The sequence below is a fragment of the Streptomyces sp. L-9-10 genome (assembly GCF_004151105.1).
In the GTDB taxonomy this organism is placed as follows: domain Bacteria; phylum Actinomycetota; class Actinomycetes; order Streptomycetales; family Streptomycetaceae; genus Streptomyces.
In genome coordinates this window covers 121,554-147,725 of record NZ_PHRF01000095.1, presented here as the reverse complement: position 1 = coordinate 147,725, position 26,172 = coordinate 121,554, and the positions used below count along the sequence as shown (strand labels likewise).

General features: G+C 70.9%; 24 protein-coding genes and 2 tRNA genes. 16 read left to right on the top strand and 10 right to left on the bottom strand.

Annotated features, from left to right (window positions below; all coding sequences use genetic code 11):
- Positions 1–96: 96 nt before the first annotated feature.
- Positions 97–642, bottom strand: a complete 546-nt coding sequence (locus tag CU044_RS22030; protein WP_129770443.1) for an NUDIX hydrolase — start codon at positions 640–642, stop codon at positions 97–99.
- A complete protein-coding gene (locus CU044_RS22025; RefSeq protein WP_129770442.1) occupies positions 639–2,099 on the bottom strand; it encodes a zinc-dependent metalloprotease in 1,461 nt (486 codons plus the stop codon). The genes CU044_RS22030 and CU044_RS22025 overlap by 4 nt, the downstream gene beginning before the upstream one ends.
- Positions 2,100–2,408: 309 nt before the next feature.
- On the opposite strand from CU044_RS22025, the gene CU044_RS22020 reads away from it, so the two are divergent.
- The 4 genes from CU044_RS22020 (at position 2,409) to CU044_RS22005 (ending at position 5,623) form a co-directional block, all read left to right on the top strand.
- On the top strand, positions 2,409–3,521 hold the full coding sequence (locus tag CU044_RS22020) for an SDR family oxidoreductase (protein WP_129770441.1): 1,113 nt from the start codon (positions 2,409–2,411) through the stop codon (positions 3,519–3,521).
- 69 nt (positions 3,522–3,590) lie between these two features.
- Positions 3,591–4,049, top strand: coding sequence for a molybdenum cofactor biosynthesis protein MoaE (locus CU044_RS22015; protein WP_129770440.1), 459 nt, complete (start codon positions 3,591–3,593; stop codon positions 4,047–4,049).
- A gap of 166 nt (positions 4,050–4,215) precedes the next feature.
- On the top strand, positions 4,216–4,401 hold the full coding sequence (locus tag CU044_RS22010; RefSeq protein WP_129770439.1) for a hypothetical protein: 186 nt from the start codon (positions 4,216–4,218) through the stop codon (positions 4,399–4,401).
- Between the two features lie 133 nt (positions 4,402–4,534).
- Positions 4,535–5,623: a PDZ domain-containing protein gene (locus tag CU044_RS22005; protein ID WP_129770438.1), complete on the top strand. Its 1,089-nt coding sequence runs from the start codon at positions 4,535–4,537 to the stop codon at positions 5,621–5,623.
- An 84-nt stretch (positions 5,624–5,707) separates the two neighbouring features.
- Here the strand turns inward: CU044_RS22005 and CU044_RS22000 are convergent, their stop codons facing one another.
- Positions 5,708–6,274, bottom strand: a complete 567-nt coding sequence (locus CU044_RS22000) for a PPA1309 family protein (RefSeq protein WP_240045765.1) — start codon at positions 6,272–6,274, stop codon at positions 5,708–5,710.
- A 141-nt stretch (positions 6,275–6,415) separates the two neighbouring features.
- Between CU044_RS22000 and CU044_RS21995 the strand changes: the two genes are divergently transcribed.
- The 4 genes from CU044_RS21995 (at position 6,416) to CU044_RS21980 (ending at position 11,759) form a co-directional block, all read left to right on the top strand.
- Entirely contained in the window at positions 6,416–9,337 is a 2,922-nt protein-coding gene (locus tag CU044_RS21995) for a UPF0182 family protein (protein WP_193564055.1), read from the top strand.
- Between the two features lie 42 nt (positions 9,338–9,379).
- Positions 9,380–9,453 (top strand) — tRNA-Met (locus tag CU044_RS21990).
- Positions 9,454–9,654: 201 nt separating this feature from the next.
- Positions 9,655–11,619, top strand: coding sequence for a tetratricopeptide repeat protein (locus tag CU044_RS21985; RefSeq protein WP_129770435.1), 1,965 nt, complete (start codon positions 9,655–9,657; stop codon positions 11,617–11,619).
- Positions 11,620–11,685: 66 nt separating this feature from the next.
- A tRNA-Met gene (locus CU044_RS21980) sits at positions 11,686–11,759 on the top strand.
- Between the two features lie 167 nt (positions 11,760–11,926).
- Here CU044_RS21980 and CU044_RS21975 read toward each other — a convergent pair.
- Positions 11,927–12,343 (bottom strand): Fur family transcriptional regulator, encoded by a 417-nt coding sequence (locus CU044_RS21975; RefSeq protein ID WP_129770434.1) that lies wholly within the window; start codon positions 12,341–12,343, stop codon positions 11,927–11,929.
- Positions 12,344–12,487: 144 nt separating this feature from the next.
- Here CU044_RS21975 and CU044_RS21970 point away from each other — a divergent pair, with 144 nt between their 5' ends.
- The gene (locus tag CU044_RS21970) at positions 12,488–13,939 is read left to right on the top strand and encodes a catalase (protein WP_193564037.1); all 1,452 of its coding nucleotides are present in this window, start codon (positions 12,488–12,490) and stop codon (positions 13,937–13,939) included.
- 69 nt (positions 13,940–14,008) lie between these two features.
- Here CU044_RS21970 and CU044_RS21965 read toward each other — a convergent pair whose 3' ends face one another.
- Together CU044_RS21965 and hisN are read right to left on the bottom strand one after the other, a co-directional pair.
- Complete coding sequence (locus CU044_RS21965) at positions 14,009–14,413, bottom strand: CBS domain-containing protein (protein WP_129770432.1); 405 nt, start codon at positions 14,411–14,413, stop codon at positions 14,009–14,011.
- Positions 14,414–14,589: 176 nt separating this feature from the next.
- Positions 14,590–15,390 carry a histidinol-phosphatase gene (gene hisN, locus CU044_RS21960; protein WP_129770431.1) on the bottom strand — a complete coding sequence of 267 codons (801 nt, stop codon included), beginning with the start codon at positions 15,388–15,390 and terminating at the stop codon, positions 14,590–14,592.
- A gap of 133 nt (positions 15,391–15,523) precedes the next feature.
- Between hisN and CU044_RS21955 the strand changes: the two genes are divergently transcribed.
- The gene (locus tag CU044_RS21955; protein ID WP_129770430.1) at positions 15,524–16,267 is read left to right on the top strand and encodes a TetR family transcriptional regulator; all 744 of its coding nucleotides are present in this window, start codon (positions 15,524–15,526) and stop codon (positions 16,265–16,267) included.
- Here the strand turns inward: CU044_RS21955 and CU044_RS21950 are convergent.
- The 4 genes from CU044_RS21950 to CU044_RS21935 form a co-directional block, all read right to left on the bottom strand.
- Positions 16,233–16,556, bottom strand: a complete 324-nt coding sequence (locus tag CU044_RS21950; RefSeq protein WP_129770429.1) for a multidrug efflux SMR transporter — start codon at positions 16,554–16,556, stop codon at positions 16,233–16,235. The genes CU044_RS21955 and CU044_RS21950 overlap by 35 nt on opposite strands.
- A gap of 100 nt (positions 16,557–16,656) precedes the next feature.
- Positions 16,657–17,667 (bottom strand): ribosome small subunit-dependent GTPase A, encoded by a 1,011-nt coding sequence (gene rsgA / locus CU044_RS21945; RefSeq protein ID WP_129770428.1) that lies wholly within the window; start codon positions 17,665–17,667, stop codon positions 16,657–16,659.
- A gap of 4 nt (positions 17,668–17,671) precedes the next feature.
- Entirely contained in the window at positions 17,672–19,036 is a 1,365-nt protein-coding gene (gene aroA, locus CU044_RS21940; protein WP_129770427.1) for a 3-phosphoshikimate 1-carboxyvinyltransferase, read from the bottom strand.
- Between the two features lie 114 nt (positions 19,037–19,150).
- Positions 19,151–19,864 carry a M50 family metallopeptidase gene (locus CU044_RS21935; RefSeq protein WP_129770892.1) on the bottom strand — a complete coding sequence of 238 codons (714 nt, stop codon included), beginning with the start codon at positions 19,862–19,864 and terminating at the stop codon, positions 19,151–19,153.
- Between the two features lie 288 nt (positions 19,865–20,152).
- Here CU044_RS21935 and CU044_RS21930 point away from each other — a divergent pair, with 288 nt between their 5' ends.
- The 6 genes from CU044_RS21930 (at position 20,153) to CU044_RS21905 (ending at position 26,118) form a co-directional block, all read left to right on the top strand.
- Positions 20,153–20,968, top strand: a complete 816-nt coding sequence (locus CU044_RS21930) for an SOS response-associated peptidase (RefSeq protein ID WP_129770426.1) — start codon at positions 20,153–20,155, stop codon at positions 20,966–20,968.
- A gap of 110 nt (positions 20,969–21,078) precedes the next feature.
- Positions 21,079–21,762 carry an alpha/beta family hydrolase gene (locus tag CU044_RS21925; protein ID WP_129770425.1) on the top strand — a complete coding sequence of 228 codons (684 nt, stop codon included), beginning with the start codon at positions 21,079–21,081 and terminating at the stop codon, positions 21,760–21,762.
- A 264-nt stretch (positions 21,763–22,026) separates the two neighbouring features.
- A complete protein-coding gene (locus CU044_RS21920; RefSeq protein ID WP_193564036.1) occupies positions 22,027–22,686 on the top strand; it encodes a sigma-70 family RNA polymerase sigma factor in 660 nt (219 codons plus the stop codon).
- Positions 22,683–23,003 carry a mycothiol system anti-sigma-R factor gene (gene rsrA / locus CU044_RS21915; RefSeq protein WP_129770423.1) on the top strand — a complete coding sequence of 107 codons (321 nt, stop codon included), beginning with the start codon at positions 22,683–22,685 and terminating at the stop codon, positions 23,001–23,003. Before CU044_RS21920 ends, rsrA begins: the two co-directional genes overlap by 4 nt.
- Positions 23,004–23,275: 272 nt before the next feature.
- A complete protein-coding gene (locus CU044_RS21910) occupies positions 23,276–24,820 on the top strand; it encodes an HD-GYP domain-containing protein (protein ID WP_129770422.1) in 1,545 nt (514 codons plus the stop codon).
- Positions 24,817–26,118 carry a metal-dependent phosphohydrolase gene (locus CU044_RS21905; RefSeq protein WP_129770421.1) on the top strand — a complete coding sequence of 434 codons (1,302 nt, stop codon included), beginning with the start codon at positions 24,817–24,819 and terminating at the stop codon, positions 26,116–26,118. The genes CU044_RS21910 and CU044_RS21905 overlap by 4 nt, the downstream gene beginning before the upstream one ends.
- Positions 26,119–26,172: the final 54 nt, after the last annotated feature.

Below are 26,172 nucleotides of genomic sequence, written 5' to 3'. Positions count from 1 at the left end.
GGGTGACAGCGGGCCCGGGGCCAGGACGGGACCGGATTGGTCGCGTCCTGGCCCCGGACCGGCGGAAGAGGGCGGCCCGCAGGTGGCCGCCCCTTCTCAGTCGGCGTCCCGCTCTCGTCGGCGCAGCGCGGCGCGGCTGCGCTCCACCAGTCGTACGACCGAGCCGTCGGCCACCGTCGCGGCCTCCTCGTAGGAGAACCACCGCAGGTCCAGCGACTCCTCGCTGATCGCCTCGACCGCACCGGAAGGCGCCAGCGCCGCGTACTGGACATCGAGATGCCAGTGGCACGGGGCCGGGATCGCGTGCCGGTCCAGCTGTACGGGGCCGCCCGCCAGCAGCGTCAGCCCCTCGATCCCGGACTCCTCCGTGGCCTCCCGCAGCGCCGCCCGCTCCAGCGAGGTGTCACCCGGTTCGCAGTGGCCGCCCATCTGGAGCCACATGCCGAGCTTCTTGTGCAGGGTCAGCAGCACCCGGCCGCGCTCCGGATCGATCACCAGCGCGCTGGCCGTCAGATGCCCGGCCCCGCAGGACTTCCACATCGCGTCGGGATGAGCGGCCAGATGGTCCAGATAGAGCCCGCCCAGCTCCGGCTGGTCCTCGTAACCCTTCAGTACGAGGACCGCGTCGTCGTGCAGGCTCACCTGTCGCCGTCACCCTTGTCGCTGTCGCCCTTGTCCTCGTCCGGCCCGGCCTTGTCACCGTCGTCCTTGCGGAGGTTCGGCTTGCCGTCCGCCGCCTCGCCGAGCATCTTGTCCAGCTCGGAGAAGTCCAGCTGCTCGTGGTGGACGAAGCCGTCCGGGTCATCGAGGTCGGAGGCCGTCGGCAGCATGTCCGGGTGCTCCCACAGACGGTCGCGGCCGTCGACGCCCCGCGCGTCCGTGAGCGAGGCCCACAGCCGCGAGGCGTCCCGCAGCCGGCGCGGGCGCAGCTGGAGACCGATGAGGGTGGCGAAGGTCTGCTCCGCCGGACCACCGGAGGCGCGCCGCCTGCGCAGCGTCTCGCGCAGCGCGTCGGCGCCCGTGAGCCTGGACTTAGCGGCCTCGTGCACCACCGCGTCCACCCAGCCCTCGACCAGCGCGAGCGCCGTTTCGAGACGGGCCAGCGCGGCCTTCTGCTCGGGCGTGTCCTCGGGCTGGAACATGCCCTGCTGGAGCGCTTCCTGAAGTTCCTCGGGATGGGTCGGGTCGAACTGGCCGACCACGTCCTCCAGCTTGGTCGTGTCCACCTTGATCCCGCGGGCATAGCCCTCGACCGCGCCGAACATGTGCGAACGCAGCCAGGGCACGTGGGCGAAGAGCCGCTGATGGGCGGCCTCGCGCAGGGCCAGGTACAGCCGGATCTCGTCCTTGGGGACCCCGAGGTCCTTGCTGAACGCCGCGATGTTCAGCGGCAGCAGCGCGGCCCTGTTCGCGGGGCCGAGCGGGAGCCCGATGTCGGTGGAACCGACCACTTCTCCCGCCAGCACGCCCACTGCCTGTCCGATCTGCTGTCCGAACATGGCGCCGCCCATGGAGCGCATCATGCCGATCAGCGGACCCGCCACGGACTGCATCTCCTCGGGCAGCACCTCGCCCATGGCCGTACCGACCCGCTCCGCCACCGGATCGACGAGCTGCTGCCACGCGGGCAGCGTCGCCTCGACCCACTCGGCGCGGCTCCACGCCACCGCCGTGTTCGATCCGGAGGGCAGGGACGTCACGCCGTCCAGCCAGATGTCGGCGAGCCGTACGGCCTCCTCGACCGCGGCACGCTCGGAGGGCCCGACGCTCGCGTCCTTCGTGCCGTCCGGCGTGCCCTGGGCGACCGTCTGGCGGGCGATCTGCTTGGCCATGTCCCAGTTCACGGGACCGCCCTCGTAGCTCAGCATCTGGCCGAGCTGCTGGAAGGCCGCGCCCAGGTCGTTGGGGTTGAGCGAGCCGAACATCGCGGCGAACGGATTGTCCGCACCGCCCGCGCCGCCCGGCAGACCGAACCCCGCGAAGGGGTTCACGGGACCGCCACCGGCACCCTGACCACCTCCGGCGGGGTCCTTCTTCTTGCCGTCGCCGTCCTCCGGCTCCTCCGGCGGAAGGCCGAATCCGAATGGGGTGTCACTCACGGGGTTCCTCGGCTCGTAGGGCCACCGGCTTGCTGCCGGCGGCGGCTGCCCGGCTACACCACCCAGCCTAAGCGGCAGCGGGCGAGTGAGGCTGGCTCGGCGGGCCGCGGGCCGCGCCCGGCCGCACTGCCCCGGACCCTGCCCTCGACCTGCTGTGTCTCCCGCCTCCGAGAGCCCCATACCATTTCGACACCCGGGCGGCTTCCGGGCTCGGTGCTCCGCCGGACCAGGGCCTGCGGCAGGATGGACATCACCTGGTACGTACGCGTCATTCACGTACGTATTGAAGACAACCGCTGGAGACGCCCGGTGAGTTCCCCAGATCCGCAGGTTCGCGCAGCGCGAAACCGCTCAACCACGCCCCCGTCCCGAGGCCCCGTGGTCGCGGTCACGGGCGCCGCCTCCGGGGTGGGTGACCTGCTCACCCGCCGCCTGGCCGCGTCGGACGAGATCAAGCAGGTCATCGCCATCGACGAGCGCAGAGGCGAGGTCTCCGAGGCGCAGTGGCACGTCCTCGACGTCCGTGACCCGGCCATCGCGGAGAAGTTGCGCGGGGCGGACGTGGTGGTACATCTGGCGCTCGATCTCGACCTGGAGACCGACGCGACCGCCCGTACGGCGTACAACGTGCGCGGCACGCAGACCGTGCTCACGGCGGCCGCCGCAGCGGGGGTGCACCGGGTCGTGCTCTGCACCTCGGCCATGGTCTACGGCGCGCTGCCCGACAACGACATCCCGCTCTCCGAGGACGCGGAGCTGCGCGCGACCGCCGAGGCGACCGGCGTCGGCGATCTGCTGGAGATCGAGCGTCTCGGCCGCCGCGCGCCCCGCGCGCACCCCGGCCTCAACGTGACGGTCGTACGCCCCGCCGTCCTGGTCGGCGGTACGGACACCGCCCTCACCCGCTACTTCGAGTCGCCGCGGCTGCTCGTCGTCGCGGGATCCCGTCCCACCTGGCAGTTCTGCCACGTCGACGATCTGGTCAGCGCGCTGGAGTACGCCGCGCTGGAGAAGGCCGACGGCGAGTTCGCGGTCGGCTGCGACGGCTGGCTGGAGCAGGAGGAGGTCGAGGAACTCAGCGGTATCCGCCGGATGGAACTGCCGTCGGCGGTCGCCCTGGGAGCCGCGGCCCGGCTGCACAGGATCGGCCTGACCCCCTCGCCCGCCGGCGACCTCGCCTACACCATGCATCCCTGGGTGGTCAGCGTCAGCAGGCTGCACGACGCGGGCTGGCGACCCCGCTGGACCAACGAGGAGGTCCTCGCCGCGCTCCTGGAGGAGGTGGAGGGCCGCCACACGGTGGCGGGCCGCCGGCTCGGCCGCAAGGACGCCACCGCGGCGGGCGCGGCGGGCGCGACGGTCGCGCTGCTCGGTACGGCCGCGCTGGTACGGCGGGCCCGCAAGGCGCGGCGCAGGCTCTAGCACTGTTCCGCGCCGCCCGTTCCGCGCCGCCCGTTCCACGATGTCGGTGCCGTACGGCACGATGGGTTCATGGCGAGCACGCATTCCCACCCGGGCGAGCAGGCGGCGCGGCACCCGATCCGGCTGCTGGCGATACGCGACACCCCGCTGACCGTCGACGAGGTCTTCCGCGCGGTCGGCGACGACGCGGCCGGCGGCACCGCGCTCTTCGTCGGCACGGTCCGCGACCACGACGGCGGCGCCGACGTGGACAGCCTCGGCTATTCCAGTCATCCCACGGCCGAGGCGGAGCTGCGACGCGTCGCCGAGAAGGTCGTCGCCGACTATCCCGTGCGCGCGCTGGCCGCTGTCCACCGTGTGGGTGATCTGGCGGTCGGAGATCTGGCGGTCGTCGTGGCGGTCTCCTGCCAGCACCGGGGGGAGGCGTTCGAGGCCTGCCGGAAGCTGATCGACGACCTGAAACACGAGGTCCCGATCTGGAAGCACCAGAAATTCTCGGACGGCACGGAGGAATGGGTCGGCGCCTGAGGCAGGACCGCACGCGCGCTTTGCTCGACCGGTGTCGTCTGAAACCCGGTCAGTACCCCTAGGGCCCGATTTGCGTAACCGCACCCCGACCAGCAGCGTTGAATCAGCAGATGGTTATCTGCTGATCGGTCAGTCACAGACGCTCACTTGAGGTCGGGAGAACGAAATGGCCGCACTTGTCTGGCTCTTGATTCCACTCTTCGCCGCCATAGGCGCGGGTATATGGGGAAGCTGGGTCTCCAGGGACCGCACGATCGGGGACATAGCCGAGCTCAACGGCTACGCCCGGTTCCGTGACGCGATGGAGAAGGCACCCTCCGGCTCGGTTTCCGCCGGGTCCGACGCTGTCTGACGTCGTCGCGGTCCGTACGTCGTCGTCGCGCGGCCCCGCCGCCCGCCGCCCCGTACGGACCGGCCCCAGGGCCCCGCCCCGGACGGACCGGCCCCAGGGGTGCACTGACAGACCCTTCCCGTACTGTCGTTCCATGCCACGCCGCACCGCGACGATGCTCGCCTCCACCCTCGTCCTCATCGCGCTGCTCTGCGCAGGCGTGCTGATCAAAGTCCCGTATTCGGAGATGAGCCCCGGGCCGACGGTGAACACACTCGGCGACGCGGGCGGTGAGCCCGTACTCCAGATCTCCGGCCGCAAGACGTATCCGACCTCGGGTCATCTCAATATGACGACGGTCAGGGTCACCGGCGCGGATTACAACATGAACATCGTCGAAGCGGTCTACGGCTGGCTGGCCCACGACAACGTGGTGGTGCCGCACGACACCCTGTACCCGGACGGCAAGACGGAAGAGCAGTCCACACAGGAGAACGCCGAAGAGTTCAGCCAGTCCCAGGAGAGCGCCAAGGTCGCCGCGTTGCGTGAGCTGAACATCCCGGTGTCGTCGCGGATCATCGTCTCCTCCGTGGTCAAGGGCAGCCCCTCCGAGGGCACACTGCACGCCGGTGATGTGATCAAGGCCGTGGACGGTACGGCGGTCAACGAGCCGCAGGACGTCGCGAAGCTCGTCACCAAGCACCAGCCGGGCGAGGACGTCTCCTTCACCATCGTCCCCGCCGACGAGGCGAAGGCGGCCGAGAAGGCGCGCAAGGAGCCCGAGGGCGGCGAGAAGGTCACGATCACCACGGCGAAGTCCCCTGACGGCGGCCGGGCGATCGTCGGCATCCAGGCCGGGACCGCCCACACGTTCCCGTTCACGATGGACATCAAGCTGGCCGACGTGGGCGGACCGAGCGCCGGGCTGATGTTCTCCCTCGGCCTCGTCGACAAGCTCACCCCCGGCCCACTGACGGGCGGCAAGTTCGTCGCCGGTACGGGCACGATCGACGACAAGGGCGCGGTCGGCCCGATCGGTGGCATCGAGATGAAGCTCGTCGGCGCGCGCGCCGCGGGCGCCGAGTACTTCCTCACACCGGACCAGAACTGCGCGGCGGCGGTCTCCGACATCCCCAGCGGCCTGACGCTGATCAGGGTGAAGACCATCGCGGACGCCACGAAGTCCCTGGACAAGATCCGCGCCGGGGACACGGCCGGCCTGCCGAGCTGTTCGGCGAGCTGACCGGCCGTGCCCCTGGGGACGAGAGCCCGGATCGAGCGCCTGGACCGAGCGCCCGGATAAGGAGTCGGTTACGACTCGAATCGGTTACGACTCGAACGTGGCGGCGAGGGCCTCGGCCAGCCCCGGGACCAGCCCCGAGCCGGTGAGGACCTCGTTCGGAGAGTCCTTCTCGCGCAGCCGCAGCGCCGATTCCCTGGCGCCGTCACGCAGCACGGCGACGGTCATCCGTACCTCCTGGCGCTCCGGGTGGGCGGAGACCCACGAGGCGAGTCCCGCCTCGTCGAGGCCCTCCGGTACGGACGCCTCCGCGGACGGCGGCAGCATCAGCCGCTCGACCGTCATCGCGCAGCCCGCCACCGCCCCGGGCCACGCGATGGTGCCGAGGAACTCGTCCAGCGGGGTGCCGGACGGGATCTCGTCCTGCTCGACAGGGGTGAGGGGCGCGACGGACCCGGCGTCGTCGAGACCCAGCTGAGCCGCGAGCTCCGGTTCGTCGGTGCGCAGCCGCGCGGTGTCGACGAGCGCGAAGAGCCTGGCCGGCTGGTCCCAGCCGAGCCCGGAGGCGTACTCGTCGATTTCGAGCACCGCGCGGGTCAGCGGGCTCGCGGCCATGGGTGTACCTGAGGGAGAGACGTTGGACATGGCCAACATCCTGCCTCCTTCGGACCCGGGTACGGGAACTAGGTAAAGCCTCAGTAAGTTGCATGAGTGGGCTCTACGATCGCGGGGCCCGCTTTTCACACGCTGAATCACACGACCGCGAACTTAGAGGTGCGCACGTTGGCTTTCCAGATGCCGGACCGCGGCGGAGGCCCAGCCGGGCCACGGATGAGAGTGGGCCGGCCCTCTCGGCGGGTCCGGACCCTGCTCATGACCTTGGGCGTGCTGGCCGTACTGGCCATGCTCTTCGTCATGTTCGCCGGGTTCTGGACCGACTGGCTCTGGTACCGCTCGGTGAAGTACTCCTCGGTGTTCACCACCACGCTCTGGACCAAGATCGGCCTGTTCGCGGTCTTCGGGCTGCTGATGGCCGGCGCCGTCGGCCTCAACATCTGGCTGGCGCACCGGCTGCGGCCGCCGCTCAGCGCGATGTCGATGGAGCAGCAGAACCTCGACCGGTACCGGATGGGGATCGCCCCGTACAAGAAGTGGGTGCTCCTCGCGATCACCGCGCTCGTCGGGCTGATCTCCGGGGCCTCCGCCGCGGGACAGTGGCGTACGTGGCTGATGTGGGTGAACGGGGTGGCCTTCGGCCAGAAGGATCCCCAGTTCAAGATGGACGTGTCGTTCTACGCGTTCGATCTTCCCTGGTACCGCTTCATGCTGGCCTTCGGCTTCGCGGCCACGGTGCTGTCGCTGATCGCCGCCGCGCTGACCCACTACCTGTACGGCGGGCTGCGGATCACCAGCCCCGGCGCGCGGGCCACCGCCGCCGCCACCGGCCATCTGTCGGTGCTGCTCGGTGTCTTCGTCTCGCTGAAGGCCGTGGCGTACTGGCTCGACCGGTACGGGCTCGCCGTGAAGTCCAGCGACTTCAAGGCGGCGGGCAACTGGACGGGCCTGCGGTTCGTCGACGCCAACGCCTACCTTCCGGCGAAGACGATCCTCTTCTGCATCGCCGTCATCTGCGCCCTGCTGTTCTTCGCGACGCTCTGGCGCCGTACGTGGCAGCTGCCGGTGATCGGTTTCGGTCTGATGGTGCTGTCGGCGATCCTCATCGGCGGCCTCTACCCGGCGATCGTGCAGAAGTTCCAGGTCCAGCCGAACGAGCAGGCCAAGGAATCGCCGTACATCAAGAAGAACATCGACGCCACGCGTCAGGCGTACGGCATCGACAGCGCCGATGTGCAGGACTACGGCGGCAAGGGCGACCCGGACAAGAAGGCCGAGCAGCGCAAGGCGGCCGACACCGCCGCCAGTTACCGGCTGGTCGACCCCAATGTGGTCTCGCCCGCGTTCCAGCAGCTCCAGCAGGAGCGTAAGTACTACCAGTTCCCCGCCACGCTGGACGTCGACCGGTACACCGGCCCCGACGGAAAGCCGCAGGACACGGTCGTCGGTCTGCGCGAGCTGAACATCACCGGTATCCCCAAGCGCAACTGGATCAACGATCACTTCACGTACACCCATGGGTACGGCGTGATCGCGTCCAAGGGCACGAACACGGTGACGGACGAGAACGACGGCACCATCGGCGCCCCGGACTTCACCGAGTCCGGCCTGCCGACGACCGGCCAGCTCGGCACATACGAGCAGCGCGTCTACTACGGCGAGAAGACCGAGCAGTACTCGATCGTGGGCGGCCCCCAGAAGGAGCTGGACTACGAGAAGAACGGCGAGCGGACGACGAGCTACAAGGGCAAGAGCGGAGTCGATCTCTCCAACCCGCTGAACCGCGCGGCGTACGCCGTGGCCTTCAGCGAGCCCCAGATGCTCTACTCCGGCGCCATCGGCGACGGCTCGCGGATTCTCTACAACCGCACGCCCAAGGAGCGCGTCGAGGCCGTCGCGCCCTGGCTGACCATCGACGGGGACGCCTATCCCGCCGTGGTCGGCGGCCGTATCCAGTGGATCGTCGACGCGTACACCACGACGAACGGCTATCCGTACGCGTCCCGTACGACGCTCGGCGACACCACGGCCGACTCGCTGACCGACAGCCAGCGCGCGGTGGTCGCGCAGCAGAACCAGGTCAACTACATCCGGAACTCGGTGAAGGCCACCGTCGACGCCTACGACGGCACGGTCAAGCTGTACGAGTGGGACACCAAGGACCCGGTGCTCAAGACCTGGATGAAGGCCTTCCCCGGCACGGTGCAGCCGAAGGCCGACATCAAGCCCGACCTGCTGTCCCATCTGCGCTACCCGCAGGACATGTTCAAGGTGCAGCGCGAGCTGCTCACCCGCTACCACGTCACGGACCCCGCGCAGTTCTACAGCGGCAGTGACGCGTGGCAGGTGCCGGACGATCCGACCAACAAGGACAGCAACTCCGTCCCGCCGTACTACCTGAGCCTGAAGATGCCCGGCGAGGACCAGCAGAAGTTCTCGCTGACCACCACCTTCACGCCCAACGGACGTCCCAACCTGGGGGCGTTCATGGCGGTGGACGCCGATGCGACCAGTTCGGACTTCGGCAAGATCAGAGTCCTGAGAGTGACGTCCACCGTGCAGGGCCCGCAGCAGGTACAGAGTGAGCTGAACGGTGTGCCGGAGGTCGCCGAGTTCGTCAGGAACCTGAGAGGCACCGACTCGGACATCGAGTACGGCAACCTCCTGACGGTCCCGCTCGACGGAGGCTTCCTGTACATCGAGCCGGTGTACGCGCGCGGTGGCAGCGCGAACTATCCGCTGCTGAAGAAGGTGGCGGTCTCCTACGGCGGCAAGCCCGTCTTCAAGGACAGCCTCCCCGAGGCGCTCAACGCGGTGTTCGGGGCGGAGAGTTCACCGCCGCCCACGACCCCGCCGCCACCGGGCGAGCCCACCAAGCCGCCGGCCACCGGCGACAAGGCGCTGCAACAGGCCATCGCGGACGCCCAGAAGGCGTACGAGGACGGTGAGGCGGCGCTGGCGAAGCAGGACTGGACGGCGTACGGCAAGGCCCAGGAGGCGCTCCAGGACGCCCTGCAGCGGGCCGCCGACGCCGACGCCGGATCCGGCTCGACCAGCGGAAACGGCGGAGACAGCGGCACCGGCGGTGACAACAGCGGCTGAGCGGAAGGCACTCCACCCCGTGGTACGGTTGGGACACAACGACGCGGGGTGGAGCAGCTCGGTAGCTCGCTGGGCTCATAACCCAGAGGTCGCAGGTTCAAATCCTGTCCCCGCTACGCGAAGTCGAGGGCCCGGATCCTTACAAGGATCCGGGCCCTCGCCATGCGCGCCGCGCCACGAGTGCCAACTGTGTCTCAGGTCCCGCGAGTTGACCGTGAGCGTGTTTGACTTGTCTCTCTGTGGGCATGTCGACAAAACGCTGAAGTGACCACCGGCCGCCGTATACCGGCTGTACGCGGGTGGTCAGTGGTGCGACGATGGAAAATATGGGGGATAGGACAACTCTGTTGGAGACAGGGCGGTATGTGCAGCGATACGTAGAGGATGACGTCCGGGCCGAGAGCGGCGCGGCGGGATCCGCCGAGTCCGCTGTCGACGCCGAGACCGAGCAGCGCCACCGGCGCGCCGCCGACGCGGGCGACACCGCGTCGATGAGCGTCCTCGGCGCCATGCTGCTGCGCCGCGGTGATCTCGACGCCGCCGAGCCCTATCTGCGTGCCGCGACCGCCGAGGGCGAACGCGCCGCCGCCAACAACCTGGGCGTCCTGCTCCACCAGCGGGGCTATGTCGACGAGGCGGCCGGCTGGTGGCGGGTCGCCGCCGTCGCAGGATCCGCCGCCGCCGCCCACGCGCTGGGACGGCACTACCGCGAGCTGGGCGACGAGCCCGCCGCCGAGTACTGGCTGCGCCAGTCCGCCGAGCAGGGCCACGCGCTGGGCGCGTACGCCCTCGCCGATCTGCTGGAGCACCGCAGCGACGTCGGGGCCGAGCGCTGGCTGCGCGCCGCCGCCGAGCAGGGGCACCGCGAGGCTGCGTACCGTCTCGCCCGCGCCCTGGAGGTACGGGCGGGCGAGGCGGTGCCCCCGGGCGCCGACGCGGTCTACCGCAGCGGTACCGGCCCCCCGACCTCGGGCGGCCGACGCCGTCCGGGCACCGGCGCGGGCCCGCGCGAGGACACCGGCACCGGCCCGGGAGCCACCGGCACCGCGGGGGGAGCTGTCGACGGGCCGTCACTCATCACCGAGGCCGCGCAGTGGTACCGGCAGGCCGCCGCCCGCGGCCACCGCCGGGCCGCGCTGTACCTCGGCGCGATCCTGGAGAAGCGGGGCGAGCTGAAAGAGGCCGGCCGCTGGTATCTGACCTCCGCCAAGGACGGCGAGGCGCGGGCCGCCTGCGCCCTCGGCTTTCTGCTGCGCGACGCGGGCGACGAGGAGAGCGCCGCCATCTGGTGGCTGCGCGCCGCGCAGGAGGGCGACGGGAACGCGGCCAACGCCCTCGGCGCGCTGCACGCCGCGCGCGGCGAACAGCAGACCGCCGAGCGCTGGTACCGCGCCGCCATGGACGCGGGCGATGTCAACGGGGCATACAACCTGGGGCTGCTCTGCGCCGCCCAGGACCGTACTGTCCAGGCCGAGCAGTGGTACCGCCGCGCCGCCTACGCGGGCCATCGCGAGGCCGCCAACGCCCTTGCCGTCCTGCTGCTCCAGGCCGACGACCCGACCGGCGCCGAGCCCTGGTTCTCCAAGGCCGCCGAGGCGGGCAGCGTGGACGCCGCGTTCAACCTCGGCATCCTCCACGCGGGACGCGACGAGGACGGCGCGGCCCTGCGCTGGTACGAGCGCGCGGCGGCGGCCGGTCATACGGAAGCGGCTCTCCAGGTCGGTATCGCCTGCCTCAGGGACGGCGACGAGCGGTCGGCCGAGCGCCATCTGCGCTGCGCCGCCGGCGGCGGCAGCGCCGAGGCGGCCTTCCGGCTGGCCACGGTCCTCGACTCGCGCCGCCCGCCGCCCGCGGCGCCCGCGCTCGGTGAGCCGCACGGCGTGAAGACCGAGTGCGAGCAGTGGTACGAGCGCGCGGCCGAGCAGGGCCACCGGCGCGCCCAGGTGCGGGTCGGCATGCTCGCCGCCGGCCGCGGGGACATCGCCGACGCGGCCCGCTGGTACCGGGAGGCGGCGGAGGCGGGCAGCCGCAACGGCGCCTTCAACCTCGGGCTGCTGCTCGCCCGCGAGGGCGGCGAGCGGGAGGCGGCGCTGTGGTGGACCAGGGCCGCGCAGGCCGGGCACGGCCGGGCCGCCCTGCGCCTGGCGCTGCTCGCCGCGCGCCGGGGCGAGCTGACCGAGGGCCAGCGGTGGTGCGCGCGCGCCGTCGAACTGGGCCCCGCCGAGGTCGCGGAGCGCGCGGCCCGGCTGCGCGAGGCGCTCCACCAAGAACTCACCGCGTGAGGATGCGGGGCGCGCGGTAAGGGATTTGCTCTGGTCGGTGGCGTGACGTAATGTTGCGTTCATCGCCGCGGGGTGGAGCAGCTCGGTAGCTCGCTGGGCTCATAACCCAGAGGTCGCAGGTTCAAATCCTGTCCCCGCTACTGAAACCGGAGGCCCGGATCTCGAAAGAGATCCGGGCCTCCGGCGTTCGCGCCTCCGGCTCGGCCGCGGCGAATGGTACGACGGCGAGCGATACGACGAAGGGCCCGGCGGCGGTGAGCTGCCGGGCCCTTCGTGAAGCGACGACGTAATGAGAGGCGTTTGGGGGTTACGCGGACGCGCAGTTCGGGCAGGTGCCCCGGTACGTCACTTCGACACCCGAGATCGTGAACCCGAAGCGCTCCCCGTCCGGCAGATCGGCCAGCGGATCGCCCGACGGATGGACATCGCGTATGGCGCCGCAGTGCGCGCAGACCAGGTGGTGGTGCGGCCGGTGCGCGTTCGGGTCGTACCGCTTGGCCCGGCGGTCCGTGGACACCTCGATCACTTCACCGAGCGTCACCATCTCGCCCAAGGTGTTGTAGACGGTGGCCCGGGAGATCTCCGGAAGTCTGGCGACGGCGCGCGCGTGCACCTCGTCGGCGGTCAGATGCACATGGTCCCCGTCGAGGACCTCGGCCACCACGCGCCGCTGGGCCGTCATGCGCCAGCCGCGTTCGCGAAGTCGTTCCAACAGGTCACTCATGGGACCAGCCTAACAGTGAAGGGACCCAGGTCCCGAACGTGTGTGACTTTGGATAGCTGCTTGACTTAGACAAAGTCCATCGTAGGATCGGAACCGGCACCCGCCAAGGGACAGGATCACGCAGTAATGACGCAGGAGGCGCACGTGACGCAGGGACCGCTCACCACGGAGGCCGGGGCTCCGGTCGCCGACAACCAGAACAGCGAGACCGCGGGCGTCGGTGGTCCCGTTCTGGTCCAGGACCAGGCTCTGCTGGAGAAGCTCGCGCACTTCAACCGTGAGCGCATCCCGGAGCGCATCGTGCACGCGCGCGGCGCCGGCGCGTACGGCACGTTCACGCTGACCCGCGACGTCTCGCAGTGGACGCGGGCGAAGTTCCTCTCCGAGGTCGGCAAGCAGACGGAGACGTTCCTGCGCTTCTCCACCGTCGCCGGCAACCTGGGCTCGGCGGACGCGGTGCGCGACCCGCGCGGCTTCGCGCTCAAGTTCTACACCGAAGAGGGCAATTACGACCTCGTCGGCAACAACACCCCGGTGTTCTTCATCAAGGACGCCATCAAGTTCCCCGACTTCATCCACACCCAGAAGCGCGACCCGTACACCGGCTCGCAGGAGGCGGACAACGTCTGGGACTTCTGGGGTCTGTCGCCCGAGTCCACCCACCAGGTGACCTGGCTGTTCGGTGACCGCGGTATCCCGGCCACGCTCCGTCACATGAACGGGTACGGCTCGCACACGTACCAGTGGAACAACGAGGCCGGCGAGGTCTTCTGGGTCAAGTACCACTTCAAGACCGACCAGGGCATCAAGAACCTCACCTCGGAAGAGGCCGCGGTGCTCGCGGGCCAGGATCCGGACAGCCACCAGCGCGACCTGCGCGAGGCCATCGAGCGCGGTGACTTCCCGTCCTGGACGGTGCAGATCCAGGTCATGCCGGCCGCCGAGGCGGCCGCGTACCGCTTCAACCCGTTCGACCTGACCAAGGTCTGGCCGCACGAGGACTACCCGCCGATCGAGATCGGCAAGCTGGAGCTCAACCGCAACCCGGAGAACATCTTCGCGGAGGTCGAGCAGTCCATCTTCTCGCCGGCCCACTTCGTGCCGGGCATCGGTCCCTCCCCGGACAAGATGCTCCAGGGCCGTCTGTTCGCGTACGGCGACGCCCACCGCTACCGCGTCGGCATCAACGCCGACCACCTGCCGGTGAACCGCCCGCACGCCACCGAGGCGCGGACGAACAGCCGTGACGGCTTCCTGTACGACGGCCGTCACAAGGGCGCCAAGAACTACGAGCCGAACAGCTTCGGCGGCTCCTTCCAGACGGACAAGCCGCTGTGGCAGTCCGTCCCGGTCGCCGGCGGCACCGGCAACCACGAGGCCCCGAGCCACGCCGAGGACACTGACTTCGTGCAGGCGGGCAACCTGTACCGGCTGATGTCCGAGGACGAGAAGGGCCGGCTGATCGACAACCTCGCCGGGTTCATCTCCCAGGTCTCGCGCGACGACATCGCCGAGCGCGCGGTGAACAACTTCCGCCAGGCGGACGGTGACTTCGGCAAGCGACTGGAGGCCGCGGTCCAGGCCCTTCGCGGCTGACAGCCTCTCGCGCCGAGACGTCAGGGGCCGGGTCCTGCGGGATCCGGCCCCTGACGCCGTCCCGGGACCTCAGGCCCCGGCCAGTACCGCCGCGTCCCGCCGGGCCGGAGCCCAGCAGCGGATGATGTCGCGTACGGAGACGATGCCGACCGGTTCGTGCTCATCGAGCACGATCAGGTGGCGGAACCCGCCGCTGGACATGGCGGCGGCCGCTTCCTCCAGCGTCCAGGCGGGCGAGGCGAAGACGACGGACGTGGTGGTGTGGGTGCAGGCGGTCTCGGAATCGGGGCTCTCGCCCGCACCGAGCGAGTTGAGGATGTCGCGCTCGGTGAGGATGCCGATGCCGCAGTGGTCGGGATCGAGGACGACTGCGGCGCCGACGCGGCGTGCCGACATCAGCCGGGCCGCCTGGCGAAGCGTATGCGTGGGCCCGATGGTCAGGACCACCGAACTCATGGCGTCACGGACGAGCATGGATGGAGTCACCTCCTCGGTGAACCGTTTTCCCAGGTCCCTTGGGGGCCGAGCGGATCGGGAAGACCCTGGAGAAACGATTCACAAGTTCACAAGTGGGGGAACTCTTAGAGTGACACTGTTGCGCGGAGTGAACAAGGGGGCGCCCGACGCGGAACCCGGGGCGCGCGAAAAAATCAATAGCGCTGGTTGAGATAGCCCAGGAGTTCTTCGTGGAGGATGCCGTTCGACGCCGCCGCGTTGCCGCTGTGGGGGCCGGGGCTGCCGTCGAGGCCGGTGAAGTGGCCGCCCGCCTCCTGGACGACGATCGCCGGCGCCGCCATGTCCCAGAGGGACAGTTCCGGCTCCGCGCAGATGTCCACCGAGCCCTCGGCGACCATCATGTACGGCCAGAAGTCGCCATAGCCGCGGGTGCGCCAGCACGCCCGGGTCAGGTCGAGGAAGCCGTCCAGCCGCCCCTGCTCCTCCCAGCCGGTCAGTGACGAGTACGCGAACGACGCGTCCTGGACGCGGGAGACGTCCGAGACCCGGAGCCGCGTCGCGGACGAGAGGCTCCGGCCCGTATACGCGCCGCCGCCCTTCGCCGCCCACCACCGCCGGGCGAGCGCGGGCGCGGACACCACGCCGACGACCGGTTCGTATCCGCCCTCCGCGGCCACCATCAGGGAGATCAGCGTGGCCCAGACGGGCACCCCGCGGACATAGTTCTTGGTGCCGTCGATGGGGTCGATGACCCAGCGGCGCGGGCCCGTGCCCTCGACGCCGTACTCCTCGCCCAGGATCGCGTCACGCGGCCTCGCCCGCTGGAGATTGCCACGGATCAGCTCCTCGGCCGCCTTGTCGGCCTCACTCACCGGAGTCATGTCCGGTTTGGTCTCGACCTTGAGGTCCAGAGCCTTGAACCGGTCCATCGTCGCGGCGTCGGCGGCGTCCGCGAGCACATGGGCGAGACGCAGGTCATCGTGGTAATCGGGCATGGTCGTCACAGTATCCATCGTGCGGGACGCCCGGCCACGGGGCCCGGTCGGCGAGAAGGCCCGCGGGCAGCCTTGACAGTGAGCGAGGGCCCGTCAACTCTGTGCACAGAGCCGCACGGCCCCGGAGGCGACGATGCCTACAGCGCGTGAAGCCCTGCTCCGCTCCGCTCTCGCGGCGCTCGCCGAGCGGCCCTGGTCCGCGATCAGAATGGTCGATGTGGCGTCGGGCGCCGGGGTGTCCCGGCAGACCCTCTACAACGAGTTCGGCGGCAAGGACGGTCTCGCCCGCGCGCTGATGCGGCGGGAGACCGATCGCTATCTGCGCGGTGTGGAGCGGCTGTTGGGCGAGCGGGCCGCCGCCGCGGACCGGCTGGTGGCCGTCGCCGAGTGGACGGTCGGCGAGGCGCGCGCCAGACCGCTGCTGCGCGCGCTGCTCACCGGCTGCTGGGGGGAGTGGTTCCCCGCTCCGCCGGCCGTGCGCGAGACCACCGCCACGTCCGCCGTTCCGGCGCAGCGCCGCGCGGACGCCGGGCCGCCGGGGACCGCGGATCTGGTGGCGCTGGTACGGGACAGATCGGCGGCGGCGCTGCGCCAGGACCAGCGCGAGCCGGGACAGCGAGATCCGGGCCGCCATGATCAGGGCCGCCATGATCAGGGCCGACGCGATCCAGATCAGCGTGATCACGGGCAACGCACGTACGACCGCGACGAGTTGCTCTACCGCTGTGAGCTGGCCGTCCGCCTCGCGCTCGCCCATCTCATCGCGCCCGGCGCCGAGTCCGTGGGCCCGCTGGTCCGCACGGCCGTCACCGCACCGCTCCGCGTCCCCCCGCGCGCACCGCTCAGTGCGCCGAGCCCGAGAGCTGGAGCCCGATGACCCCGATGACCACCAGTGAGATCGAGACAAGCTTCAGTACGGACACCACATCGCCGAGGAAGACCATTCCGTAGATCGCGGTGCCCGCCGCGCCGATGCCCGTCCACACCGCGTACGCGGGCCCGACGTCGAGCTTCTTCAGCGAGAGCGTCAGCAGACCGAAGCTTCCGAGCGCGAAGGCCGCGAACGCGATGGTCGGCCAGAGCCTGGTGAACCCGTGGGAGAGCTTCAGGCAGACGGCAAAGCCGGTTTCCAGAATCCCGGCGACCACAACCAGCAGCCACGCCATGGTGTAAGAGCCTCCCCGCGTCGGTGACCGCCCGGTACCGCCTGGTGTCTGGCGTGATTATGCCCCTTACCGGGGCCGGCGGGCGGCAAACGTGTGCGAGTCAGTCACCTTCGCGCCGCTCCCGCGTGGCGAGAAGACGGCGGAGCGAGTAGAGCCGGGCCGGATCGGCGTGCCCCTCGGCCACCCAGGCGTCCAGCGCGCACTCCGGTTCGTCGTGGCTGCACGCGCGCGGGCAGCCCTCCGTCCCCGGCACCAGATCGGGGAAGGCGAGGATGACCCGGGACGGATCGACATGGTGGAGTCCGAAGGACCGGATGCCGGGGGTGTCGATCACCCAGCCGTCCCCCTTCGCCAGCGGCAGCGCCAGCGCCGAGGTGGTGGTGTGCCGGCCGCGTCCGGTGACCGCGTTGACGTCTCCGGTGATCCGGTGACGGTCGTCCGGGACCAGCGCGTTGACCAGCGTCGTCTTGCCGACACCCGAGTGGCCCACGAAGGCGGTGACCCGGCCGTCGAGATATTCGCGTACGAGGTCCGCCGCGTGGCCGCTGGCCAGTTCGTCGCGTCGGGTGACGACATGACGGATGCCCAGGGCCCGGTAGGTCTCCAGGAGTTCGTCCGGTGACGCCAGATCGGACTTCGTCAGCACGAGCAGCGGTTCGAGTCCTCCGTCGTACGCCGCGACCAGACAGCGGTCGATCAGCCGGGGGCGCGGCTCGGGGTCGGCGAGCGCGGTGACCACGGCCAGCTGGTCGGCGTTGGCGACGACCACCCGCTCGTACGGATCGTCGTCGTCCGCCGTCCGCCGGAGCACCGAGCGGCGCTTCTCGATCCGTACGATGCGCGCCAGCGTGTCCTTCCTGCCCGACAGATCGCCCACCAGGAAGACCTGGTCGCCCACCACGGCGGCCTTGCGGCCCAGTTCGCGCGCCTTCATCGCCAGGACGACACGGTCCTCGACGAGACAGGTCAGCCGGCCCCGGTCGACGGTCAGGACCATGCCCTCCGACGCGTCCTCGTGCTTGGGCCGGATGTTCGTACGCGGCCGGTTGCCCTTGGGGTTGGGGCGGTGGCGGATGTCGTCCTCGTCGGGGTTCTTGCCGTAGCGGCGCATCGCGTCAGGCTCCCGCTCCCGCGAGCATGTCCGTCCACATCCGAGGGAAGTCCGGCAGGGTCTTGGCGGTCGTCGCGACGTTCTCGATCTCCACGCCCCGGACGGCGAGGCCGATGATCGAACCCGCCGTGGCCATGCGGTGGTCGTCGTACGTGTGGAACACCCCGCCGTGCAGCGGGCGCGGGCGGATGTGCAGTCCGTCCGCGGTCTCCGTGACGTCCCCGCCCAGTTCGTTGATCTCCTTGGTGAGCGCGGCCAGCCGGTCCGTCTCGTGGAGCCGCAGATGCGCCACGCCCCGCAGGGTGGAGGGCGAGTCGGCGAGCGCGGCGACCGCCGCGATGCCGGGGGTCAGCTCCCCGACCTCGCTCAGATCGAGATCGACTCCATGGATCCGGCCGGTGCCCGTGAAGGTGAGGCTGGTGCCCTCGGCCGTCTCGGCGAACTCGCAGGAACCGCCCATCCCGGTGAAGATCTCGCGCAGCGCGTCACCCGGCTGGGTGGTCCGCTCGGGCCAGTCGGGGACGGTCACCCGGCCACCGGTGACCAGCGCGGCGGCCAGGAACGGCTGGGCGTTGGAGAGATCGGGCTCCACGGTCAGATCGCGGCCGAGCAGCGCGCCCGCCGAGACCCGCCAGACATTCGGCTCACCACCGGTCTCGGGCTCGTCGACCTGGGCGCCGACCCCGCGCAGCATGTCGACCGTCATCCTGATGTGCGGCAGCGAGGGCAGTACGGAGCCCACGTGCCGTACCTCCACGCCCTGGTTGAAGCCCGCGCCCGAGAGCAGCAGCGCCGAGACGAACTGGGAGGACGCGGAGGCGTCGATCTCCACCGCGCCGCCCTCCAGGGCGCCGCCGCCGTGCACGGTCAGCGGGAGCGAGCCGCGTCCGTCGTCGTCGATACGGGCGCCCAGCGCGCGCAGGGCGTTGATGACGCTGTGCAGCGGACGCTGGTACGAGCGGGGGTCGCCGTCGAAGCGGACGGCGCCGTCGGCGAGCGTCGCGACGGGCGGCAGGAAGCGCATCACCGTACCGGCGTTGCCGACGTCGACGGTGGCCGGGCCGTGCAGCCCCGAGGGGATCACCCGCCACGCCTCGCCGCTCGGACCCGGCACGGCAGCGGCGGCGGAACTGGACGACGACACGGTCTCCTCGATGCCGACGCCCATGGCCCGCAGCGCGTCGGCCATCAGGAGGGTGTCGCGGGAGCGCAGCGGGCGGCGCAGCCAGCCGGGCTCGGCGGCCAGCGCGGCGAGGACCAGACCGCGGTTGGTGACCGATTTGGATCCGGGCACGGTGACCGTCGCTTCGACGGCCCCGTTTGCGTAGGGGGCGGGCCAGAGGGCGGGCTGCACGGAGCTTTCGGTCATGGCCAATACTTTAGTGGTTCTTGAGGGACCTCGATCCTGATCAAATACGGAGAAACCAGGGCGTAATCAGAGGGTGATAAGAGGGCTGGAGGATGAGAGGCCGAATTGTCGGTCTCACAGGCCCAACAGCCAGCGCCCGCCGCCGATCAGGGAACAGAGCGAGACGGCGTGGAAGAGGAACAGCCACATCGCGGGCGCGGTGTGCGTCAGCCGGGCCAGCTGGTCCGCGTCGGAGTCCCCGGCGCCGCCGTGCCGGCGCTTCGACTGGAGCTCGAAGGCGGGGCGTACGCCCCCGAGGAGCAGAAACCAGACCGCGGCGTACGCGAACGCCGCCTGGACGTCCGGTTCGGTCAGCCAGGAGATGAGCAGGAAGGCCGCCCCGGTGACGATCACAGTGAGCGCGCCGTACGCGTTGCGGATCATCACCAGCATCGCGAGCAGAAGAGCCGTCGCCAGCCACAGCAGCAGCGTGATGTGGTGCGCGGAGAGCAGCCAGGCGCCGCCGAGACCGAGCAGCGGCGGGGCGGTGTAGCCCGCGGCCGCGGTGAGGATCATGCCGGGGCCGGTCGGCCTGCCCCGGCTGACGGTCAGGCCCGAGGTGTCCGAGTGCAGCCGGATGCCGTCGAGCCGGCGTCCGGTGACCAGGGCTATCAGCCCGTGGCCGCCCTCGTGCGCGATGGTTATCGCGTTGCGGGAGAGCCGCCAGAGCGGACGCGGTACGACGGCGGCGAGCGCGACGACCGCCGTCACGACCACCAGCCACTGCTCCGGGGCGGGTTGGGTACCGAAGACGCGATCCCACAGATCGCCGATGGAGGCGGAGTCGATGCTGGCCATTGCTCGGGCGGCTCCTCAGCTCGGTGGCGTCGTGCGTGGGTCGTGCGTGGGGCGGGGCGGTGCGGTGCGGTGGTGTCGTGGCAGTGTGGCACCGAGGTGTCCTACGGAGGAAAACGCCGCCGTGCCTCACACCGGTTCCGCCGGAAAGCTGTGAGCCGGAAACCCGTGAGCCGGAAAGTGGTGAGTCGTCCCCGGGGCCACGGGTCCGCCGAGGCGCCCGCGAAGCCCCACCTGTTCGGCGTAACCTGGCGCCATCGCAGGCCAGAGGAGCGGTTGAGGATGTGCGGCAGGTACGCGGCGAGCCGTCGGCCCGAGGACCTTCAGGGAGTCTTCGGCATCGAGAAGTGGGAGCCCGAGGAGACCCTCGCCCCCGACTGGAACGTGGCTCCGACCAAAGAGGTCTACGCGGTTCTGGAACGCCCCGTGAAGGAGGCGGCGGACCCCGGTCCTGTCCGCCAGCTGCGGAAACTCAAGTGGGGGCTCGTCCCGTCCTGGGCCAAGACGCCCGAGGGCGGGGCACGGATGATCAACGCGCGTGCCGAGACCGTCCACGAGAAGCCGTCGTTCCGGCGGCCCTTCGTCTCGCGGCGCTGCATCATCCCGGCCGACGGCTACTACGAGTGGGTCACCGGATCCGACGAGCGGCAGCTGGAGGAGCAGGGCAGGAAGAAGCGGCCCCGCAAGCAGCCGTACTTCGTCACCCCGGCCGACGGCTCGGTCATGGCGATGGCCGGACTGTACGAGTTCTGGCGGGACCGCACGCTGCCGGACGACCATCCGTCGGCCTGGTGGGTGACCTGCTCGGTGATCACCACCGAGGCGGAGGCGACCCCGCTGGCGGTGGCCCCGGCCGAGGGCCCCGGATCGCTGGCTGAGATCCATCCCCGGATGCCGCTGATGCTGACGCCGGACCGCTGGGACGCCTGGCTCGACCCGGCCCGTACGGACCCCGAGGAGCTGCGGGGGCTGCTCGCCCCGCCGCCGGCCGGGCTGATGCGGGCGTACCCGGTCACGACGGCCGTCAGCAACGTCCGCAACAACGGTCCCGAGCTGCTGGAGGAGCTGCCCGCGCCGGAGGAGAGCACGCTCTTCTGACTTCTGACTCCCGGCTTCCGGCGTGACGACCCGGTGGCGTGACCGCCTCCGAGGCGGCAGTCGCGCCCGCCTCCGCGCGCCAGGGCGGCCGTGTGACGGAGGATGTCTGTGTGACAAGCGACACGGCAGCCGAGCCGGACCAGCAGACCGTCGAGACCCCCGCCGGGGACGCCCGCATCACCTGGCATCCCGCGAAGCGGCCCCGCCGCGTCCTCGCCCTCGGACATGGCGCGGGCGGCGGGATCGAGGCGCGCGATCTCCGGGCCCTGGCCGCCGCGCTGCCCCCGCTCGGGATCACCGTCGCCCTGGTGGAGCAGCCCTGGCGGGTGGCCGGCAAGAAGCCGGCGCCCGCGCCGAAGACCCTCGACACCGGCTGGCGCGCGCTCTGGCCCGCGCTGGAGAAGCCGGGCCTGCCGGTCGTCGCGGGCGGGCGCAGCGCCGGGGCGCGCGTGGCCTGCCGCACGGCGCGCGAGCTGGGCGCACACGCCGTACTGGCCCTGAGCTTCCCGCTGCACCCGCCGGGCAGGCCGGAGAAGTCCCGCGCCGCCGAGCTGCTGGAAGCGGGCGTGCCCACCCTGGTCGTACAGGGCGGGAACGACCCCTTCGGCAGGCCCGACGAGTACGCCGAACTGCCGGGGGGCGCCCCGGGGAGCGTGTACGAGCTGCTGGAGGTGCCGTACGGCGACCATGGGTTCGCCGTGCCCAAGAGGGCGCCCCTCTCCCAGGACGAGGCCCTGGACATCCTCACCGAGGGCGTCGCCGCCTGGCTCGCTGTCCCGGCCGCGGCCCGTTGAAACCTCTGGGGAATGCCCGGCGCGAGGTCGCTGTTGTCAAGGGCATCGGTAGACAGAGCACGAAAGGGAGTCCGTCGTATGGGTTCGACCATCTGCCCGCGCCGCTCAGACGCCACTGACCTGGAGTGGACGGTGCTTTCCGCGGCGAAGACCGCTTCCGTTCGGGCGGCCGGTGGGGCGGACCGGCAGGCCCCGGCACATCAAGGTCGACTATTCTCCGATTCGAGTGGGTCCGCATTCGGTCCCGCCACATCGTTGGAGGAGGTGGGTCCGGTCACTGGGACCGACGGAGCGACCGACGACGGCCACATCGAAGAGACCACCGCCGAGCGCAATGCCCGCTTCGAGAGGGACGCTCTCGGCTACCTGGACCAGATGTACTCGGCCGCCCTGCGTATGACACGCAATCCGGCCGATGCCGAGGACCTGGTGCAGGAGACCTATGCCAAGGCGTACGGCTCCTTCCACCAGTTCCGTGAGGGAACCAACCTCAAGGCGTGGATGTACCGCATCCTCACGAACACATTCATCAACTCGTACCGGAAGAAGCAGCGCGAGCCCCAGCGCAGTGCCGCCGAGGAGATCGAGGACTGGCAGCTGGCGCGCGCGGAGTCGCACATGTCGACCGGTCTGCGCTCCGCGGAGTCGCAGGCGCTCGACCATCTCCCGGACTCCGACGTGAAGGCCGCGCTCCAGGCGATTCCCGAGGAGTTCCGCATCGCCGTGTATCTCGCGGACGTAGAGGGCTTTGCGTACAAGGAGATCGCGGACATCATGGGAACCCCCATCGGTACGGTCATGTCACGACTGCACCGGGGCCGCCGCCAGCTGCGCGGCATGCTGGAGGACTACGCCCGTGACCGTGGGCTCGTCCCGGCGGGTGTCGGAGAGTCGTTGGACGATCGGAAAGGTTCGGACTCATGAGCTGCGGAGAGCCGCATGAGACGGATTGCGCCGAGGTCCTCGATCATCTCTACGAGTTCCTCGACCGCGAGATGCCCGACAGCGACTGCACCAAGTTCGAGGTGCACTTCGAGGAGTGCTCCCCGTGCCTGGAGAAGTACGGCCTTGAGCAGGCTGTGAAGAAGCTGGTCAAGCGGTGCTGCGGGCAGGACGACGTACCGGCCGATCTGCGCTCCAAGGTGATGGGGCGGATCGATCTGATCAGGTCGGGCCAGGCCGTGCCCGAGCACGATGTGTCGACGGCCGGAGCGGATCTTCCGGGCGTCGCCAAGGAATAGAACAGGCGGACCGACGAGAGGGCGTATCGCGCACGGCGCGGTGCGCCTTCACGCGTGTTCGCGTCCATCCCGCGCGCGTTCCCCGCCCCGCGCAGCCCGCGTGCCTTCGCGCACCCCGCGCAGGACTCTCGCGCGCGCGTACCCACCGTTTGTCCGTGTATAGCACTGCTGTCACCCGAAGGTGCTAATCGGCGGTAAACACCGGATGATCGCCCCCCAACTCGCTAACCTGACCCTCTGTTTGGGCCGGGCCGAGAAGAGGGGAATACGCCGTGAGGGCCATTCCGGTGGCGGCGCGCGTCTACATCCTGGGTATCGCGCTCTGCGCGGCCCTCTGTGTCCGTCCCGCGCTGCGCCCGGACATGCCCTGGAGGGCGATGGCGCTGCTGGCGGCGGTGTACGCCTTCTGTGAGCTGCCCGCCCGCTGCCGCCGTCCGGGACATTCGGTGAACGGTTCCGCACCGGTCGTCGCCGGGACGTTCTTTCCCGTGCTGCTCGCCGCCGCCCTCCTGCTCCCGCCCGCCGCCGCCGCGCTGGTCGCCGTGCCGGGCGCGCTGCTCGGCCGGATCGAGCGGCGCCCGAGGAGCCCGCGGCGGATCTGGCGCGCGGCCCAGCTCACCGTCGCGACCTGGGCGGCGGCGTGGGCGCAGGTGTTCTTCGGCGGTCCCGTCGCGCTCGGCGGCGGGGGGTACGGGCTGACGACGCCCGACTTCCCGTACGTGCTGCTGCCCGCCGGAGCCGCGGCCCTCGCCTTCTGTCTGGTGCTCTCCGCGCTGGACGGCGGCATCCTGGTCACCGCCGAGCGGCTGCCGCTGCGCACCGCCTGGCGCGGGCTGCTGCCGCGCTCGCTCGCCCCGCTCGGCGCGCACGGGCTCGCCGGGCTGATGATGGCCGTCCTGTGGCGCAGTCCCTTCGGGCCGCTCTCCGCGCTCTTCGTGCTGCTGCCGATGTACATCTCCTGCTGGGTCTTCGCCCAGTACCACCGCGAGCGCGCCGCCCACCAGGCCACCATCCGGGCACTCGTGCAGGCCGTGGACATCAAGGACCGGTACACCCGCGGACACAGCGAGCGGGTGGGGCACGCCTCGGTGCTGATCGCCCATGAGCTGGGCATGGAGCAGGAACGGATCGAAGTACTCCGGTTCGCCGGGATCCTGCACGATGTCGGCAAGCTCGGGGTCCCGACCCGGGTGCTGCGCAAGGACGGCCCGCTGACACCGGAGGAGCGCAGGGTGATCGAACTGCACCCCGAGTACGGGCACGAGATGGTGCGCGGCATCGGATTCCTGGGCGAGGCGCGGTCCGCGATCCTGCACCACCACGAACGGCTCGACGGCACCGGCTATCCGTACGGACTCGCCGGGACGCGGATCCCCGAGTTCGCCCGGGTGGTGGCCGTGGCCGACGCCTTCGACGCGATGACCTCCACCCGTTCCTACCGGCGGGGGCGGCCGGTATCCACCGCGCTGGCGGAGCTGGAGCGGTGCGCGGGGACGCAGTTCGATCCGCGGATGGTGCGGGCGCTGGCACGGGCCTTGGACCGGCACGGCTGGCAGACGACGGTCACGGCGGACGAGGTCCCGCCCCCTGTCCCGACCGCCCTTCCGGTCCCTGCCACGGCCGGGCGCGGAAACGTCCCTCCTGCCCGGACCAGCGGCGTTGGCCGGACGCCCGCCGCCGGCCCACCTGCCGGCCCACCCGCCGGCCCACCTGGCGGCCGTACCGCCGGGACCGGCCGTACCGCCAGGACCGGCCGGAGCGGTGGGACCGGCCGGAGCGGTGGGACCGGCCTGAGCGGCGGGAGCGGCGGAAGATGACCTCGGCCGCGGTCGGGGCGCCGGCCGCCGGACGCCGCCCCGTCTCCCGCACCGTCGTCGTGGTGTACGGCGCGGCGGCGCTGCTGACCGCCGCCGGGCTCGTCTCCACGCTCTGGCACGGCCTCGCCGACCCCCGTATCGCGCTGGCCTTCGGCGTACTCATCGCCGTCGGTGAACTGGCGCGCTGGGGCGCGCTGCCCGGCGAGCGGGAGCCCGCGCCGATCTCCGCCGCCGGGGCCCTCGCGTACGCGCTGCTCGGCGAGAACGCCGGACAGCCGGTCGGCCACGGTGTGCTCCAGACCGTTACCGTCGTCCTCACCGCCGCGCTCGCCGGGGCCGTACCGCATGTCGCCCGGGGGCGCGGGCCCGCGCTCGACCACATCGTGAGACGCGTTCTCACCGTCGGCTTCGCCGCCTTCTGCTTCCAGCCGCTCTACGACTCGGCTGAACTGCGGGAACGGTTCGGCGTCGGTCCCGGCTACGCGATACTCCTGCTCCTGCTGCTGGGGCTCACCGCGCTCTGCGACGCCGTACTGGCCGCGCTCGTCGTGTGGGCCCGCACCCGCCATCCCTTCGGGCCCCTGCTCCGCGACGAGTTGCGCGCGCTGCTGCACATCGGCTCCGCCGTCTGTGCCACCGGAGCGGTGATCGCGCTCGGGGTCGCCGTCGCCGGACTGTGGGCGCTGCCGGTGTTCTGTGTGCCGCTGCTGCTGACCCAGCTGTCCATGCGGCGGTACGCGGCCGTGCGCACGACCTACCGGCAGACGATCGCCTCCCTCGCCCGCGCCACCGAGATCGCCGGGTACACCCCCCAGGGCCATGCCCGCAGGGTCGCGGAACTGAGCCTGGCCGTCGGCCGCGAGCTGGGGCTCTCCGGCCCCGAACTGACCGTTCTGGAGTACGCCGCCCTGATGCACGACATCGGCCAGCTGTCCCTCGTCGATCCGGTGCCCGACGGCGCCACCGCCCTGCTGCCCGTCGCGGAACAGCGGCGGATCGCCCTGCTCGGCGGCGCGGTGGTCCGCCAGACCGGGGTGCCCGCCGCCGTCGCGGTGGTGGTGGAGCGGCAGGCGGACCCGTACCGGGAGCAGCCGATGTCCGCCCGGATCGTCCGGGCCGTCAATGCGTACGACGATCTGGCCGGGGAATGTGCCACTGCGAGCGGACCGCTCGGCGCGCTGGAGCGGCTCCGGCTCGGGACGGCGTACGACTACCAGCCCGAGGTGGTGGAATCCCTGGCGCGGGTGCTCTCCCGGGGGCGGCCGGGACCCCGGTCCGACGGGGTAACCCATGGGTAATGAGCGGGCGTCCGACCGAGCATGGTTGGATGCGAAGAAGAGCAAGTTGTGGTG